At 69.5% G+C, this 14848-nt stretch carries 15 protein-coding genes; 8 read left to right on the forward strand and 7 right to left on the reverse strand.

From position 1 onward, the window contains the following. Positions 1–6: 6 nt before the first annotated feature. Together AB0B91_RS02955 and AB0B91_RS02960 are read left to right on the forward strand one after the other, a co-directional pair. Entirely contained in the window at positions 7–1446 is a 1440-nt protein-coding gene (locus tag AB0B91_RS02955; protein WP_358314339.1) for an aldehyde dehydrogenase family protein, read from the forward strand. A 17-nt stretch (positions 1447–1463) separates the two neighbouring features. Then, positions 1464–2342 (forward strand): tetratricopeptide repeat protein, encoded by an 879-nt coding sequence (locus tag AB0B91_RS02960; RefSeq protein ID WP_358314342.1) that lies wholly within the window; start codon positions 1464–1466, stop codon positions 2340–2342. A gap of 9 nt (positions 2343–2351) precedes the next feature. Here the strand turns inward: AB0B91_RS02960 and AB0B91_RS02965 are convergent, their stop codons facing one another. Together AB0B91_RS02965 and AB0B91_RS02970 are read right to left on the reverse strand one after the other, a co-directional pair. Continuing rightward, on the reverse strand, positions 2352–2987 hold the full coding sequence (locus AB0B91_RS02965; RefSeq protein WP_358314345.1) for a response regulator transcription factor: 636 nt from the start codon (positions 2985–2987) through the stop codon (positions 2352–2354). Further along, entirely contained in the window at positions 2984–4099 is a 1116-nt protein-coding gene (locus tag AB0B91_RS02970; protein ID WP_358315676.1) for a sensor histidine kinase, read from the reverse strand. Before AB0B91_RS02970 ends, AB0B91_RS02965 begins: the two co-directional genes overlap by 4 nt. A gap of 128 nt (positions 4100–4227) precedes the next feature. Between AB0B91_RS02970 and AB0B91_RS02975 the strand changes: the two genes are divergently transcribed. Beyond that, the gene (locus AB0B91_RS02975; RefSeq protein ID WP_358314347.1) at positions 4228–5007 is read left to right on the forward strand and encodes a type II CAAX endopeptidase family protein; all 780 of its coding nucleotides are present in this window, start codon (positions 4228–4230) and stop codon (positions 5005–5007) included. Positions 5008–5054: 47 nt separating this feature from the next. On the opposite strand, the gene AB0B91_RS02980 is transcribed toward AB0B91_RS02975, so the two are convergent. Then, positions 5055–5627, reverse strand: a complete 573-nt coding sequence (locus AB0B91_RS02980) for a TetR/AcrR family transcriptional regulator (RefSeq protein WP_358314350.1) — start codon at positions 5625–5627, stop codon at positions 5055–5057. Between the two features lie 84 nt (positions 5628–5711). On the opposite strand from AB0B91_RS02980, the gene AB0B91_RS02985 reads away from it, so the two are divergent. Further along, positions 5712–6593 carry an SDR family oxidoreductase gene (locus AB0B91_RS02985; RefSeq protein ID WP_358314353.1) on the forward strand — a complete coding sequence of 294 codons (882 nt, stop codon included), beginning with the start codon at positions 5712–5714 and terminating at the stop codon, positions 6591–6593. Positions 6594–6654: 61 nt separating this feature from the next. Next, positions 6655–8760, forward strand: coding sequence for an acyl-CoA dehydrogenase (locus tag AB0B91_RS02990; protein WP_358314355.1), 2106 nt, complete (start codon positions 6655–6657; stop codon positions 8758–8760). Between the two features lie 15 nt (positions 8761–8775). Here AB0B91_RS02990 and AB0B91_RS02995 read toward each other — a convergent pair whose 3' ends face one another. The 3 genes from AB0B91_RS02995 to AB0B91_RS03005 all read right to left on the reverse strand — a co-directional run bounded on the left by AB0B91_RS02995 (position 8776) and on the right by AB0B91_RS03005 (position 10790). Next, positions 8776–9483 (reverse strand): class F sortase, encoded by a 708-nt coding sequence (locus AB0B91_RS02995; RefSeq protein WP_358314358.1) that lies wholly within the window; start codon positions 9481–9483, stop codon positions 8776–8778. 46 nt (positions 9484–9529) lie between these two features. Next, entirely contained in the window at positions 9530–10018 is a 489-nt protein-coding gene (locus AB0B91_RS03000; protein WP_358314361.1) for a hypothetical protein, read from the reverse strand. Positions 10019–10172: 154 nt separating this feature from the next. Then, the gene (locus AB0B91_RS03005; protein ID WP_358314364.1) at positions 10173–10790 is read right to left on the reverse strand and encodes a VC0807 family protein; all 618 of its coding nucleotides are present in this window, start codon (positions 10788–10790) and stop codon (positions 10173–10175) included. 134 nt (positions 10791–10924) lie between these two features. On the opposite strand from AB0B91_RS03005, the gene AB0B91_RS03010 reads away from it, so the two are divergent. After that, on the forward strand, positions 10925–11533 hold the full coding sequence (locus AB0B91_RS03010) for a TetR/AcrR family transcriptional regulator (RefSeq protein WP_358314367.1): 609 nt from the start codon (positions 10925–10927) through the stop codon (positions 11531–11533). A gap of 13 nt (positions 11534–11546) precedes the next feature. Here AB0B91_RS03010 and ligD read toward each other — a convergent pair whose 3' ends face one another. After that, the gene (gene ligD / locus AB0B91_RS03015; protein WP_358314370.1) at positions 11547–12554 is read right to left on the reverse strand and encodes a non-homologous end-joining DNA ligase; all 1008 of its coding nucleotides are present in this window, start codon (positions 12552–12554) and stop codon (positions 11547–11549) included. A 367-nt stretch (positions 12555–12921) separates the two neighbouring features. Here ligD and AB0B91_RS03020 point away from each other — a divergent pair, with 367 nt between their 5' ends. Together AB0B91_RS03020 and AB0B91_RS03025 are read left to right on the forward strand one after the other, a co-directional pair. After that, positions 12922–13839 (forward strand): ABC transporter ATP-binding protein, encoded by a 918-nt coding sequence (locus AB0B91_RS03020; RefSeq protein WP_358314373.1) that lies wholly within the window; start codon positions 12922–12924, stop codon positions 13837–13839. Beyond that, positions 13839–14687, forward strand: coding sequence for an ABC transporter permease (locus AB0B91_RS03025; protein WP_358314376.1), 849 nt, complete (start codon positions 13839–13841; stop codon positions 14685–14687). The genes AB0B91_RS03020 and AB0B91_RS03025 overlap by 1 nt, the downstream gene beginning before the upstream one ends. Positions 14688–14848: the final 161 nt, after the last annotated feature.

Here is a 14848-nt window from a genome sequence, read left to right on the forward strand (position 1 = left end):
GGCCCCGTGGCTGACTATCGCAATCTCATCGGCGGCAAGCTCGTCCCGGCCGCCGACGGTAAGACCATGAACTCCGTCAATCCGGCCACCGGCGAGGTATGGACCACCATCCCGGCCAGCGGCCCCAAGGACGCCGAGGCGGCCGTGGCGGCGGCTCAGGAGGCGTTCCCCCGCTGGTCGGCCATGCCGGCGCTGGGCAGGGCGCACTTCCTGCGCAAGGTGTCCGAGCTGTTCGCCCAGCATGCCGAGGAGCTGGCCCGGCTGGAGACGCGCGACAACGGCAGGATCCTGCGCGACACCCTGAAGAAGGACCTTCCGGGCATGACCTACCTGTGGCAGCTCGCCGCGGGCCAGTGCCTCGACGCGGTCAAGGGGGACACCGTCATCCTGGGGCCCGACGCCCTGGGCATGACGCGTCGCGAGCCGTACGGCGTGGCCGTGTGCATCATCCCCTGGAACTCCCCCATCTCGACCTTCTCCGCGAAGGCGGCATTCGCCCTCGCGGCCGGCAACACGGTCATCGTCAAGCCCGCCGAGCAGGCGAGCGTGTCGGTGTTGCGGCTGGGCGAACTGCTCGCGGAGGTGTTCCCGCCGGGGGTGCTGAACATCGTCAGCGGCATGGGTGAGGACGTGGGTGACGCTCTGGTACGGCATCGGGGCGTCGGCAAGATCAGCCTCACCGGTTCGACCGCCACCGGTCAGGCCATCACCCGCGCCTCCGCCGACTCGCTCAAGCCGATGACCTTCGAGCTGGGCGGCAAATCGCCAAATATCGTCTTTCCTGATGCTGATCTGGAGGCGGCGGCCCAGGGCATCACCGTGAACTCCATTTTCACCGGCAACGCCGGACAGGTCTGTGTGGCCGGTTCGCGGATCCTGATCCATCGGTCCATCTGGGATGAGGTGCTGGGCCGTACCCAGCAGATCGCGGAGAGCCTCGTCCTGGACGAACCGCTCGACCTGGCGACCACGATGGGGCCGATCGTGTCGGCCGGTCAGTACGAACGCGTCGTGTCGTACCTGGAGGTGGCCGAGAAGGAGGGCGCCGAGCTGGTGTTCGGCGGCCGTGCGGGGGCCGAGGTGGTGCCGCATCTGCCCGGCGGCTACTGGGTCGCGCCCACCCTCTACACGACCGGCGACAACGCCTTGCGCATCTGCCAGGAGGAGATCTTCGGGCCCGTGGCGGTGGCGATCCCGTTCGACACGGACGAGGAGGCGCTGGCGATCGCCAACGACTCGCCGTACGGGCTGGCGGCCGGTCTGTGGACGCGTGACCTGGGCCGCGCCCACAGGTTCATCCGCGATCTGCGGAGCGGGACGGTGTGGGTGAACACCTTCCGGCAGATGCCGCCGGGGCTGCCTTTCGGCGGCGTGAAGGACAGCGGGTACGGGCACGACTCGGTCCTCGCGTACACCCGGGAAAAGGCGGCCATCATCCAGATTTAGTTGGATAGATTCCCCTCATGAGCGAGGGGATCAACGAAAAGCCGGAGCTTTCCGAGGCTGCCGCACAGTCTCGCGCCTCGGTGCTGCGCAGCCGGGCCGAGTCGTACATCGCGCTGTCAAGACACGACGCCGCCATCGCCGATCTTACGGAGTCGATCGCGCTCGTACCGGACAATGCCCGAGCCTGGCGGCTGCGGGGTGAGAGCCATCGCATCATCGAACGCTACGAGGCCGCGCTGTCCGACTTCGACGAGGCACTGAAGCTGGAGCCGGACAGCGGGTACGCCCTGGGCTCGCGCGGCCAGACGTACGCCGCGCTCGGCCGTCTGGAGGAGGCCATGGACGACTTCGAGCACGCGCTGACCCTCTCGCCCGAGTCGCTGTGGATCCTGGAGGCCAAGGCGGACGCTCTTGCCGATCTCGACCGCCTGGACGAGGCGCTGGAGGAGCACGCGAAGATCATCGCCCTGAACGAGCAGCTCGCGTACTCGTGGCTGGCCAGAGGCGACCTCTACCAGCGCATGCACCTGTACTCCGAGGCCATCGACGACTACACCCGGGCGCTGGAGGTGGAGCCCGAGTACGTACGGGCGTTCAGCAGGCGCGGCGAGGCGCTACGCATGATCGACCGCTACGACGAAGCCCTGTCCGACCTGAACCGGGCCATCGAGCTCGACCCGGACAACGACCGCGCGCTGGGCAGCCGTGGCGCGGTCCTCAGCGAGATGGGCGACAACGAGGCGGCGGTGCGGGACCTGGACCGGGCGATCGAGCTGGACGAGGACTACACCTGGGCGTACCGGGTGCGCGGGGAGGTCCTGCAGGAGATGGAGCGGCACGAGGAGGCGGTGGCCGACTTCACCCGGGCGCTGGAGCTGGAGTTCGGCGACTCCTGAGTCAGCCGTTCACGAGCCGGACAGGTGCAGGGCGAGTTGGGTGCGGTCGCGTAGGCCGAGTTTGCGCAGCATGCTCGACACGTGGTTCTTCACCGTGCCCTCGGTGATGAACAGCCGGGCGGCTATCTCCCGGTTCGTCGCGCCCACCGCGATCATCCTGGCCACCTCCAGTTCCCGGCCCGACAGCAGTTCCTGACCACGAAACGGGCTCACCGGGCCGCGCGGCCACCCGCGCAGCTCGGCCACGAGCCGGGTGGCCACCGGCCCGTCGAGCACGGTCTCGCCCTCGTACGCCTTGCGGATCCCGGCGATCAGCTCCTCGGGAGTGCAATCCTTCAGCAGGTAGCCACGGGCTCCGGCGCGCAGCGCGCCGAAGATGTACGCGTCCTCCTCGAAGGTGCTGAGCACCAGCGCGGCGATGCGCGGGTGCTCGGCGGCGAGCCGGGCGGTCAGCTCGACCCCGTCCATCCGCGGCATCCTGGCGTCGACGAGCACCACGTCGGGCGTGCTGCGCGGCACGGCGGCCAGCGCCTCCCAGCCGTCGGCGGCCTCGCCCACCACCTCGATCCCGTCCTCGATCTCCAGCAGCTTGCGCAGTCCGCGGCGCATGAGTTCCTGGTCGTCCACGAGCAGCACCCGGATCATGGCCGGGCCACCGGCACCTCGGCCCGCAGCTCGAACCCGCCGTCCCGCGCGTTGGCCGCCCGGAAGCTGCCGCCGATGGCCCGCACCCGCTCGGCCAGCGAGGACAGGCCGAACCCGGCCGTGTCCACCGCGCCCTTGCCGTCATCACCGATCACCAGCACCACCCGATCCTCGCCGAAATCCAGGCGGGCGCGCACCTGGCGGGCCTCGGCGTGCCGCAGCGCGTTGGTGAACCCCTCCTGGAGTACGCGGTAGAGGACCAGCTCGGAGTCGGGGTCGATGCGGCGTTCGATCCCGTCGACGGTGAAGCTGACCTCGACCCCGGCGCCCTCGAAGGAGCGGGCCAGCCGGCCGAGCGCGGTGCTGCCGAGCTGGCCGTCCAGCGCGAGGGGACGCAGCGCGCGCACCCACCGCCGCGCCTCGGCCAGTGCCCGGACGGTCATCTCCTTGGCCTGGCGCACTTCCTCCCAGATCAGCTCGGGATGCCGTTCGCGGTAGCGCTCGGCGTTCTCCAGGTTCACCTTGATCACGGTGAGCTGGTGCCCGATCGAGTCGTGCATGTCCCTGGCCATCCGGGCGCGTTCCTCGGCCACCGCCAGCTCCCTGATCCGCTCGATCAGGCGCTGCGCCGCCGCGCGCTGTCTGCCCGCTTCCAGTAGGGCGGACGTCATGACCAGGGAGAAGACGGCGAGCAGCGTCATCGGTACGAACTCGTCGAGCGCTTGGCGCCAGCTCCCGTCCGACAACAACAGGATGAACGCGCCCACGGAGAGCAAGTAGATCGCCGTGATCACGATCGCGGTGCGCATGCCGTACACGAAGGCGAGGTTCACGATCGCGACGAACACCAGCGCGATGTGCCATCCGCTCAGCACCTGGCCGATGAGCAGGACCGTCACCATCAGCACCGGGGCGGCCAGCTTACGCACCGAGCCGGCTGCCGGGCTCCACGGCATGATCAGCCAGAGCGCCGCCACCAGCGCCATCACACCGGCGAAGAGCCCGAAACGCGGCCAGGAACCGGCGGCGCCGGCGCCACCGGCCAGGACCGTCGCGAATACCACCCAGAACACCACAGAGAGCAGCACAGGCCGGTCCGGGTCGCGAAACATCACAGCTGCGGACCCTACGCGGATGCCGGTCTTCGGGGCATCCCCCCAGCGACACGGTACTTCGGTCATGTCCGGATCTACCCTGCGCTCGATGTGCGCCCCAACGGGTCGGCCCTAGCGTGCCGATCATGCGAATCCTCAGTGCTGTGCTGGTCACGATCGCGATGCTGTTCGCGGCCACGTTCGGAGTCATGGCGATCGGCAACGTCCTGCCCGGCGGCTCCCAGGCGGTGGCGCCGTTGATCACGGTGCTGGTGCTCCTGCTCGTCTACGCCTACCGGCGCTTCGTGAGCCATCGCCCTTGGTCCGGCCTCCGGATCAGCTTGACCTGGTGGGCCCTGCCCCAGGCGGTGCTCGGCATGGTGGTGGGCCTGGCCGCCCTGCTCGGGGCCAACGCCGTCTCCGTCTGGGTGGGCGCGGCGACGTGGCTGCCGCCCGCGGACTTCCCACCCCTGATGATCCCGCTCGTCGTCATCGTGATCGCGCTGAAAGCCTCGTTCCCGGAGGAGCTGCTGTTCCGCGGCCATCTGTACGACACGCTGTCCGACCGGCTCAGCCCACGCGCCGTCCTGGCGGTCACCACACTGTCCTTCGGCTCGATCCACATCCTGTCGCAGAGCCCCGCCTCTGGGATCACGGAGAAGCTGCTCTATGTCGTGATGGCCATCGCGCTCGGGCTGCTGTGCGGGGCGGCTCGGGAGCGGACGGGGGCGTTGTGGATGTCGGTGGGGGTGCACAACGCGGTCTACCTGAGCCAGTTGTTCCCCACGCGGGACATCGACTACGGGGTGCAGCTCACCCTTCAGGCCGCCGCTCTCGCCCTGTCGGCCGTCCTGGTGCTCGCGTTCCCGGCGGTCCGCAGCAGGGGGTCCGGCGCCGAACATCCGGTCCCGGGCGCCCTGTCCTAGCCTCCATCAGGCCGCCGCGCACGTGAGCAGGCCGGAGCGGCGGATGGTCAGCCGAGCTCGGTGAGCGCGCCGTGCAGCCGGTCCAAACTCGTTCGGGCTAGTTCGCCCAGCTCCTGCTGGTTGTCCGTCGTGACCCATGTGGCGAATGCCTCTTTGAAGGCGAGCATGCCCAGCTCGGCCGCCAGGGTGGCCGCCGGGTCCGGCAGGCCGCGGGCGCGCAACGCGTCCGCCATGGCCGCGGCCATGCCGACCTGCTTGAGCTGATCACGCTCCTGGAGCTCGGCGCTGGTCGCGATGATGGCACGGACTCGGGGCGCGAGCTCGCGGTTGAACGGCGTCATCGCCCCGGCCGCCCGCTCGAGCCCGGCGGCAACCGCGGTCAGGGGGGTGGCGCCCTCGGGTGCCGCGGCGATGCCTTCGGTCAGGAGCCGCGACAGCGTCTCCTGACCGGCGGCGAGCACTTCCCTCTTGTCCGGGAAGTGGCGGAAGAAGGTGCTCTTGGTGAGCCCGGCGCGCTCGGCGATCTCGGTGACGGTCGTCTCGTCGTATCCCCGTTCGGAGAAGAGGTGCAGCGCGGCGGCGACAAGCCGCTCGCGGGCGTCGGGTTCCCATCGGGGCATTGCGCCATCATATCAATGAGACCTTTGTCCCATCACTCTGCTACGGTGATGGGACAAAGGTCTCATCACTTTGGGGAGTCTCCCATGCGTGTCTTCATCACCGGTGCCAGCGGCGGGATCGGCTCCGCGGTCGTCCCCGAGCTCATCGGCGCCGGCCACGAGGTTCTCGCCCTGGCCCGCTCCGACGCCTCAGCGCGGGCCGTCACCGCCGCGGGGGCCACTGCCCTCCGCGGCGACCTCAACGATCCCGGCAGCCTGCGCGCCGGCGCCACCGAGGCTGACGGGGTGATCCACCTCGCCTTCGGCAACGACTTCACCGACTTCGGGAGGTGCGTCGCCGAGGAGTCCCTCGCGGTCGAGACCTTCGGCGCCGCAATCAAGGGGACCGGCAAGCCGCTCGTCATCGCGTCCGGCACCCCCGCCGTCCCCGGCCGCCCCTCGACCGAGGAAGACCCGGCGCCGACCGAGGGACCTGTGGGCGGTCGCGGACGCAACGCCCAGGCGGTCCTCGATCTGGCCACTGAAGACGTCCGCTCCGTGGTCGTCCGTCTGCCGCGATCGGTACACGCCCGGGGCGGGCCTTACGGGTTCGCTTCGATACTCATCGAGACCGCCCGGCGCACCGGGGTCTCCGGCTATGTCGGTGACGGCACCCAGCGCTGGCCGGCGGTGCACCGCCTGGACACCGCCCGGCTCATCCGCCTGCTCCTGGAAGAGGCCGCTCCCGGCACGGTGGCGCACGCGGTCGGCAGCGAAGGCGACAGCATGCGCGCCATCGCCGAGGTCATCGGCCGCCGGCTCGGCCTGCCCACTGAGGCCGTGCCGAGGGAGAACTTCGGCTTCCTCGGCAACGTCTTCGCCGCCGACCAACCGGCCGCCAGCGCGATCACCCGCGAGAAGTTCACCTGGCGGCCCACCCACCCAAGCCTGCTCGAAGACCTCGAAGCCGGAAACTACCCGGTCTGAGATCAGCGACGTTCCCGCTGATCTCTGGAGATCTACCGAATAGGGTTCTAGATTCGGTCGCATGGGGATCGGGCTGACCGAGGAGCACCGGGCGCTGGCCGCCTCCGTACGCGGGCAGGCCGGGCGGGACATGAGCCATCGCGCGCTGGCCGAGCAGGGCGTGCTCGGGCTGCACCTGCCCGAGGAGTACGGCGGGCAGGGCTACGGGCTGCTGGAGTTGGCCGTGGCGCTGGAGGTGCTCGGCGAGCGGCGGGTGTCCGGCGCCTACCTGCCGACCGTGCTCGCCTCCGCGGTGCTCGCGCGGTCCTCGGGGTCGACGGACCTGCTCACCGCTCTCGCCGACGGGTCGCTCACCGCGGCGGTCGCTCTGCACAGTACGGCCGGCGGCGACACGCTGCTCGCGCTGGGGTCCGCCGAGGCCGAGGTCTTCCTGCTGCCCGTCGGGGACGGGGAGTGGTCGTTGTTCGAGCGGGCGGACGTCACCGCCGAGCCGTTCGAGGGCGTGGATCTCGACCGGGCCGGGTGCTCGATCGTGGGGTTCGCCGAGACGCGGGGGCGGCCGCTCGGTGCCGTACCGGTACGTGAGGTGGCGGCCGTGCTGCTGGGCGCGGACTCGTGCGGGGTGGGGGCGTGGGCCGTGGCGACGGCCGCCGAGTACGCCAAGGTGCGGGAGCAGTTCGGGCGGCCGATCGGGCAGTTCCAGGGGGTCAAGCATCGGGTGGCGGCGGCGCTGGTGGCGCTGGAGCAGGCACGCGCGGCCGTATGGGACGCGGCCAGGGCCCTGGACGAGACGATCCCCTCCTCAGGTGCCGGCAATCGCACCGGCGTCAGGAACCCGCCGGCCGCAGACCTTACGGGATCGTGGATGGTCGACGATGAGGCGCGCCTGGCGGTCGGGGTGGCGGCGGTGCTGGGGCCCGACGCGGCCGTACGGTGCGCGGCCGACGCGATCCAGGTTCTCGGCGGCATCGGTTACACCTACGAGCACGACGCCCATCGCTACTACCGCAGGGCCCTGTCCGACAGGATGCTGGCCGACGATCCGGGCATGTGGGCGGAGAAGGTGGCCGGGCTGGCCGTGGCGGGGGTGCGGCGGCGCCTGGAACCCGATCTGCCCGAGGAGGCGGCGAACGTACGGGACGTGATCCGGGCCGAGGCGGCGTCCCTGCGGGCGATGGAGCGGGGAGCCAGACTGGGGAGGTTCGCCCGGGAGGGGTGGATCATGCCCTTCCTCCCGAAGCCGTGGGGACGGGCGGCATCACCGCTGGAGCAGGTGATCATCCATCAGGAGTTCCGCGACCTCAACCGCCCGAACCTCGGCATCGCGGCGTGGGCCGTGCCGTCCGTCATCAAGTACGGCACCCCCGAGCAGGCGGAACGCTTCCTGCCCAGAACGTTCGCCGGCGAGATCGTGTGGTGCCAGCTCTTCAGCGAGCCGGGCGCGGGCTCCGACCTGGCGGGCCTCTCGACGAAGGCGACGCGGGTGGAGGGCGGCTGGTCCCTGACCGGCCAGAAAATCTGGACCTCCCTCGCCCAGTACGCACATTTCGGGATATGTCTGGCGCGGACATCTCCCGAAAAATCCAAGCATGAGGGCATCACTTACTTCCTGGTGGACATGTCGACACCGGGGATCACCGTCAGGCCGCTCAAGGAGATCAACGGTGAGGAGGTCTTCAACGAGGTGTTCCTGGATGACGTCTTCGTACCCGATGACCTGGTGGTCGGCGAGGTCGACGGCGGCTGGCGGGTGGCCCGCGACACGCTGTCGCACGAACGGGTCGCGCTCGGCGACTCCTGGGGCCCCGGCTCCCAGCACACCGACATGATCGAACTCGTCGGCGAGCTGCCCGGCCTCCGGCAGTCCCAGCGCGAACAGGCGGGCCGCCTCTGGGCGGAGGGCCAGGCCATCTCGGCGCTCGGCCTGCGCGTGACGCTCTCCCAGCTCTCGGGCGCCGACCCGGGAACGGCTCCCAGCGTGCGCAAACTCCTCGTCATGCGCCACGCGCAGGCCATCTCCGAGTTCTGCTGGTCGCTCGACCCGTCGAACGCCCGCTGGTCACGGACGATCCTGACCACCAGGGCGTTCACCATCGGCGGCGGCACCGCCGAGGTCCAGCTGAACATCATCGCCGAACGCGCCCTCGGCCTCCCCCGCGATCCCTAGCTTTTCGGATAGCCCCTAGCTTTTCGGATAGTACGGCGCCGCCAGGTGGGCGAACACGATGGTGTTGTCGCGATAGCTGTGCGCCTGCCGGTCAAAGGTCCCCCCGCAGGTCACCAGCCGCAGCCCCGGGTAGTTGATCTTCCCGTACACCTTCTTGGCGGGGAAGCCCTTCTTCGGCGTGTGCTCGACCCGGTCCACCACGAACACGGCCACGGACCGGTCGGCTCGCAGCACCTGCACCTGTTCGCCGCGTTTGACGTTCTTGAGGCTCGCGAACACGGCCGGGCCGTTCTTCGTGTCGAGGTGACCGGTGATCACGGCGGCGCCGCGCCCGCCGGGGACGGCGCCGTAGCGGTACCAGCCGGCGAGGTTCGGCGGGTCGAAGGGCGGGTTCTGGATCGCCCCGGCGGCGTCGAGCCCGAGCTCCATCAGCGGCGCCGACACGCCGATCGAGGGGATGTAGACGGCCGTGGGCCGCGCGGCCTTCATCGGCTTGGCGACCTTGTCGAGCGGCACGTCCAGCGACGGCAGGCTGGTGGCCTTGAGCGCCTGGGGCCCGGCGGCCGCCACGGGCGCGGACTCGGGCTCGCCGTCGCCGAGCATGCCGTTGATCCCGAACCCGATCAGCAGCACCCCGGCCAGCGATACCACGCCCGCCCCGGCCCAGATCAGCTTCGCCCCGGCCGCCCGGCTCACCGGCCCGTCACCCACGCCATCGCCCACACCGCCTGCCCCGCGCCCGTGTCACCGCCGGTGGCCTGTGCCCGTGTCATCGCAGGCCCGCCTGCGCCATCCTCTCCGCGTCCTCCTCGCCCTTGCCCCGCCGTACGGCGAACCCGGTCAGCACGGCCCCGGCGAGCAGCGTGACGCCGCCTGCGGCGAACGGCCACACCGGCGGCTCGGGGACCAGTCCACCCGCGCCCGTCTCGGGATGGCCCTGCGGCATCCGGTGCTCGTCCTCGTCGACCGGCTTCCACGGCCGGTCGGGCTCCTTGGAGGGCTCCGGCTCGTCCGGCGGCGGCGACCACGAGTCGTCCGGCTCGGGCGCACTCGACCTGCTGTCGAGCAGGTTGGGGATGGGCAGGTCAGGCACCGCGAGCGACGGCTGGACCTCACACGGCAGGATGGGCAGCAGGCAGGTGGCCGGCTCGTCCCGTGTGGCGGCTGAAGCGGTTCCGATGCCCGCCACCATGCTCACGCCACCGGCCACGAAGGCCGCCAAGGCTCCGGCGGCTGCGAGACGTCGCGCTCTTGTCATAACAAGGCTCCCGAATCGGTTGTCACGCCCCCGAGATAGAAAGAGAGCCTCGCGAATTATTAGACCAAGAGTCAAGTAATGAGACCGAAGTGAAATCAGTCACTTACTCAGCGTTTCCTCCAGGCTGAAAACCACGGAAGTGACTGACAGGCAGTTACCGCGAGTGGGCGGCCTTGGCCATCCGCCGCTGCCGATACAGCAGGGACCAGCCGATCAGAAGCGCGAACGTGGCCAGTTGCAGCACCGTGGACAGGCCGGTCATCACGTCGAGCGGCAGGCGATAGATGAGCGGGATCCGGATGATCGCCTCGGCGAGCAGTCCGACGCCCCAAACGAGGGTCAGCGTGCGGAACAGCCGCCGAAACTCGGGTGCGGAATGCCAGAGCCGTTCCCATTCGGCCAGCTTCTGCGGGTTGTCGGCGGTCAGGCGGCGCATGAGGGCGTACATGAGCGGGCGGCCCACCAGGCAGGAGCCGAGCAGCAGGAGTCCGAGCGAGCCCGACAGGATCGACTCCTTGGCCAGGACGAATCGCGGGTCGCCGGTGAGGAACGCCAGCAGCAGCCCGATCGCGAAACCGCCGCAGACCAGGGCGGCCAGGCCGTTGAACCGGCGCCTTACGGCCGCCACGAGCAGAACCCGGACGAGGGCGGCGGCCGCCCCCAGCAGGAGGGCGACCTGCTCGTCCACGCCGAACCTGCGGCAGGCGTAGTACACCGCGATGGGCAGCGCCACATCCGGGAGGAGGGTCTTGAGCAGGGTGGATCTGTTCATCGGTGGCTCCCCGAGATGATGAAGGCCTGTTGCATGCAACTTAAGTCCCCTATTAAGGGACGGATAGGACCTTACAGTTGGAGGCCCTAGGATGCAATAAGGGACCAACCGGACCGTAACCAGAAGGAGTAGCCGTGACGGTGCCATCAGTCAGGGAGGCCGCCGGCGACAAGCGCTCCCGGCGTCGAGGAGCCGAGCTGGAGCGGGCGCTGCTGCAGGCGACCCTCGACGAGCTGGCCGACGGCGGCTACACCCGATTGACCATCGACCGGGTGGCGCAGCGCGCCGGCACCAACAAGACCGCGATCTACCGCCGCTGGCCCAACCGTGCCGCGCTGGCGCTCGCCGCGTACCACGAGTTCGTACGACGACCGGCGGCCCTGCCGGACACGGGCGAGCTGCGATCCGACGTCCTGCTGCTACTGCGCGGAGCGGTGGCCCGCATGGGATCGTCGACCGGCGGCGAGATCCTGCGCGGCGTGATGTCCGAGATCCATGCCCACCCTGAGCTCAGACGCCACCTGCACGAGGAGTTCGCCCAGGAGCCGAACCTCATGATGACCATCCTGGGCCGGGCGGTCGCGCGCGGCGAGGCCCGCCCCGAGGCGCTGAGGCCGCGCGTCGCGTCCGTGCCCGTTGTCATGCTGCGCCAGGAGTACCTGCTCGGCCAGGCCGCGGAGATCACGGACGAGACCCTCATCGAGATCGTCGACCAGGTGTTCCTGCCGATGGTGCGGCTCTGAGATCGCCGTCAGCTCAGTCTTGGTCGCTGTCCCTGGCCTTGCTGGGCTGCACGCGCTTGGGCTCGCCGGGCATCTTCGGGTAGTTGGGGGGATAGGGCATGTCGCCGCGTTCGTCGCCGTCGAACCATTCGAGCAGGGTGTCGAGCGAGTACGCCTGGTCGTCGATGGCGGCGTGGACGTCACCCAGCTTGGCGAAGCGGGCCGGGACGGTGCGGATGTCGAAGTCACGCGGGTCGGCGTCCGCCAGCTCGTCCCAGGTGAGCGGGGTGGAGACGGTGGCGTCCGGCCTGGCCCTGACGGAGTAGGCACTGGCTATGGTGCGGTCGCGGGCGTTCTGGTTGAAGTCGATGAAGACCCGTTCGCCGCGTTCCTCCTTCCACCAGGCGGTCGTGACCAGGCCGGGGTCCCGCGCCTCGACGGCTCTGGCCAGGGCGATGCCCGCGTACCGCACCTGGACGAAGTCCCAGCGCGGCTCGATCCGCACGGCGATGTGCACGCCGCGGTTGCCCGAGGTCTTCACGAACCCGGTCATCCCCAGCTCGTCCAGCACCTCGCGGGTCAGGAACGCGGCCTTGCGCGCGGCGTCGAACTCCAGGCCGGGCTGCGGGTCGAGGTCGATGCGCAGCTCGTCGGGGTGTTCGGTGTCGGCGGCGCGCACCTGCCAGGGGTGGAAGTCGATGGTGCCGAGGTTCGCGCAGTAGGCGATGGCGGCCACCTCGGTGACGCGCAGCGAGTCGGCCTTGCGCCCGCTGGGGAACGTGACGGTCACGGTCTGGAGCCAGTCGGGATGCTTGGGCGGCATCCGCTTCTGGTAGATCGCCGGACTGTGCACCCCGTCGGGATGGCGTTTCAGGTTGGTCGGCCGGTCCTTCAGCGCGCGCAGGGCGCCGTCACCGACGCTCACGTAGTACTCGACGAGCTCGCGCTTGGTGGCCCCGATCTCCGGGAAGTACACCTTGTCGGGATTTGTGACCTTAACGGTCCGCTCCCCCACCTCAATCTCAACAAACGGCGACGCCATGCGCCCAACTTACCGCTTTTGTTTTTTCGATCTTGTACGGCAGGCCGGGTGAGCCCCACCCACCGCACAGGGCCCGGCTCTGTCCAGGGAAACGCTCCTCCGGTGGAGATGGCCGGGCGCCGTGACGTGACGGCACAACCATCCGCGTGGAATGGCTGAGACGAGCGACCACACACCGCACTCCCACCTCGGCGATCACCCTCGCCAAGCAACCCGCGTTGACTAACTTCAAATTAGTCAACTACAGTTGCTTGCATGCCCGCGGCTGAGACCCCCGTCTCCCAAGAGCCCGGCCCATCGGCTTCACATGCTTCGCCGGGTCCAGCCGCGCGCCCTTAACCACCACGACCACACGAGAGGCGAGACGATGGCGACGAGCGAAGTCGTGCTCGATGTCGGCGGCCTGCGTATGCGCTACGGCACCACCGACGTCCTGCACGACGTGAACTTCCGAGCGCATCACGGCGAAGTGCTGTGCCTGCTCGGGCCGAACGGCGCGGGAAAGACCACCTCGATCGAGATCATGGAGGGGTTCCGGATACGGTCGGCAGGCCGGGTCGAGGTGCTCGGCACCGATCCGGCACACGCCGACGAGCATTGGCGGGCACGGGTGGGGATCGTCCTGCAGTCCTGGCGCGACCACGGCAAATGGCGGGTCCGCGAGCTGCTGGAGCATCTCGGCCTGTACTACGCCGCCTACTCCACCAAGTCGATCAGACGGCCGTGGAAGGCGGATCAGCTCGTCGCGGCGGTCGGCCTGACCGAGCAGGCGGACAAGAAGGTCAGGATGCTCTCCGGCGGCCAGCGGCGCCGGCTGGATGTGGCGATCGGTCTCGTGGGCCGCCCTGAGCTGGTGTTCCTGGACGAGCCCACCGCCGGGCTCGACCCGGTGGCCCGGCGCGGTTTCCACGAACTCATCGAAGGCCTCTCCGACGCGGGAGAGACCACGATCCTGCTCACCACCCACGATCTCGCCGAAGCCGAGAAACTCGCCGACCGCATCCTGATCCTCGACGGAGGCCGGATCATCGCCGACGGCACGGCGGCGGAGCTCGCCCGGCAGATCGCCGGTCAGGACGAGGTGCGCTGGACTCGTGACGGGCAGAGCTTCCGGCAGTCGACCACCGAGTCGACCCGGCTGGTGTTCGACCTGTTCAAGCAGTACGGCGAATCGATCGAGAACCTCGAGGTCACCCGGGCCTCGCTGGAGGACACCTACCTCTCCCTGGTGCGCCAGGCGGAATCCACCCCGAATGAGACTGTGCCCACGGAAGAGGTGGCCTGATGAGTCCGACCGCGATGGCATGGCGTGCGGGCTGGTCCCGGGGCCTGATCGAGCTGCGGCAGTCGCTCACCAACGCCGGAGATCTGGTCAACCACTTCTTCTGGCCCACGTTGATGCTGATCACCACGTTCTTCCTGCGGGACGTGTCCTTCGGGCAGAGCGGGTTCTCCCTCGGCACCCTGGCACTGCCGAGCATCCTCGGCATGAACGCCGCGATGTCCATGATGAGCATGAGCCAGCAGCTCACCGCCGACCGCGAGGACGGGACCCTGCTGCGCGCGAAGGCGACGCCGAACGGAATGGTGGGCTACCTGCTCGGCAAGATCGTCTCGGTGTCCGGCGGCCTGCTCGTCGACCTTGCGATCTTTCTGATTCCCGGCATGTTCCTCGTCTCCGGTCTCGCGATCAGCGACCCGGGCTCCTGGCTGACCCTGAGCTGGGTGCTGGCACTGGGGCTGGTGGCGACCCTGCCGATCGGCGCGGTGCTGGGATCGGTGTTCGTCAGCGTGCGCGGCCAGGGACTGCTCACGCTCCCGATTTTGGGCATGATCGCGATCTCCGGAATCTTCTACCCGCTCACGGTGCTGCCGGAGTGGGTGCAGTGGATCGCCCAGGCCTTCCCGATCTACTGGCTCGGCCTCGGCATGCGCTCGGCCCTGCTGCCCGGCAGCGCGGCCGCCGTCGAGATCGGCGAATCCTGGCGACACCCGGAGACCATCGGGGTGCTCGGCGCCTGGGCCGTACTCGGCCTGCTACTCGCGCCGATCGTCCTGCGCCGGATGGCCCGCCGGGAGTCAGGTTCCAGCGTGGCCGAACGCCGCGAGAAGGCCCTGCAGCGGATCGGGTAAGGCCGAACGCCTGCCCACGCATCGACCACGAAACTCGGCCCATCATGCGCACGTCACGGCGCCCAGCCCCCTCCACCGGAGGAGCGTGCCCCTGGACAGACCCCAGCCTCGTAAGGCGGGTGGGGCTCACCGTGCCTGCCGTAAAGAAGAACAAAGATTGT

This window comes from Nonomuraea sp. NPDC049141, from assembly GCF_040648415.1.
In the GTDB taxonomy this organism is placed as follows: Bacteria; Actinomycetota; Actinomycetes; order Streptosporangiales; family Streptosporangiaceae; genus Nonomuraea.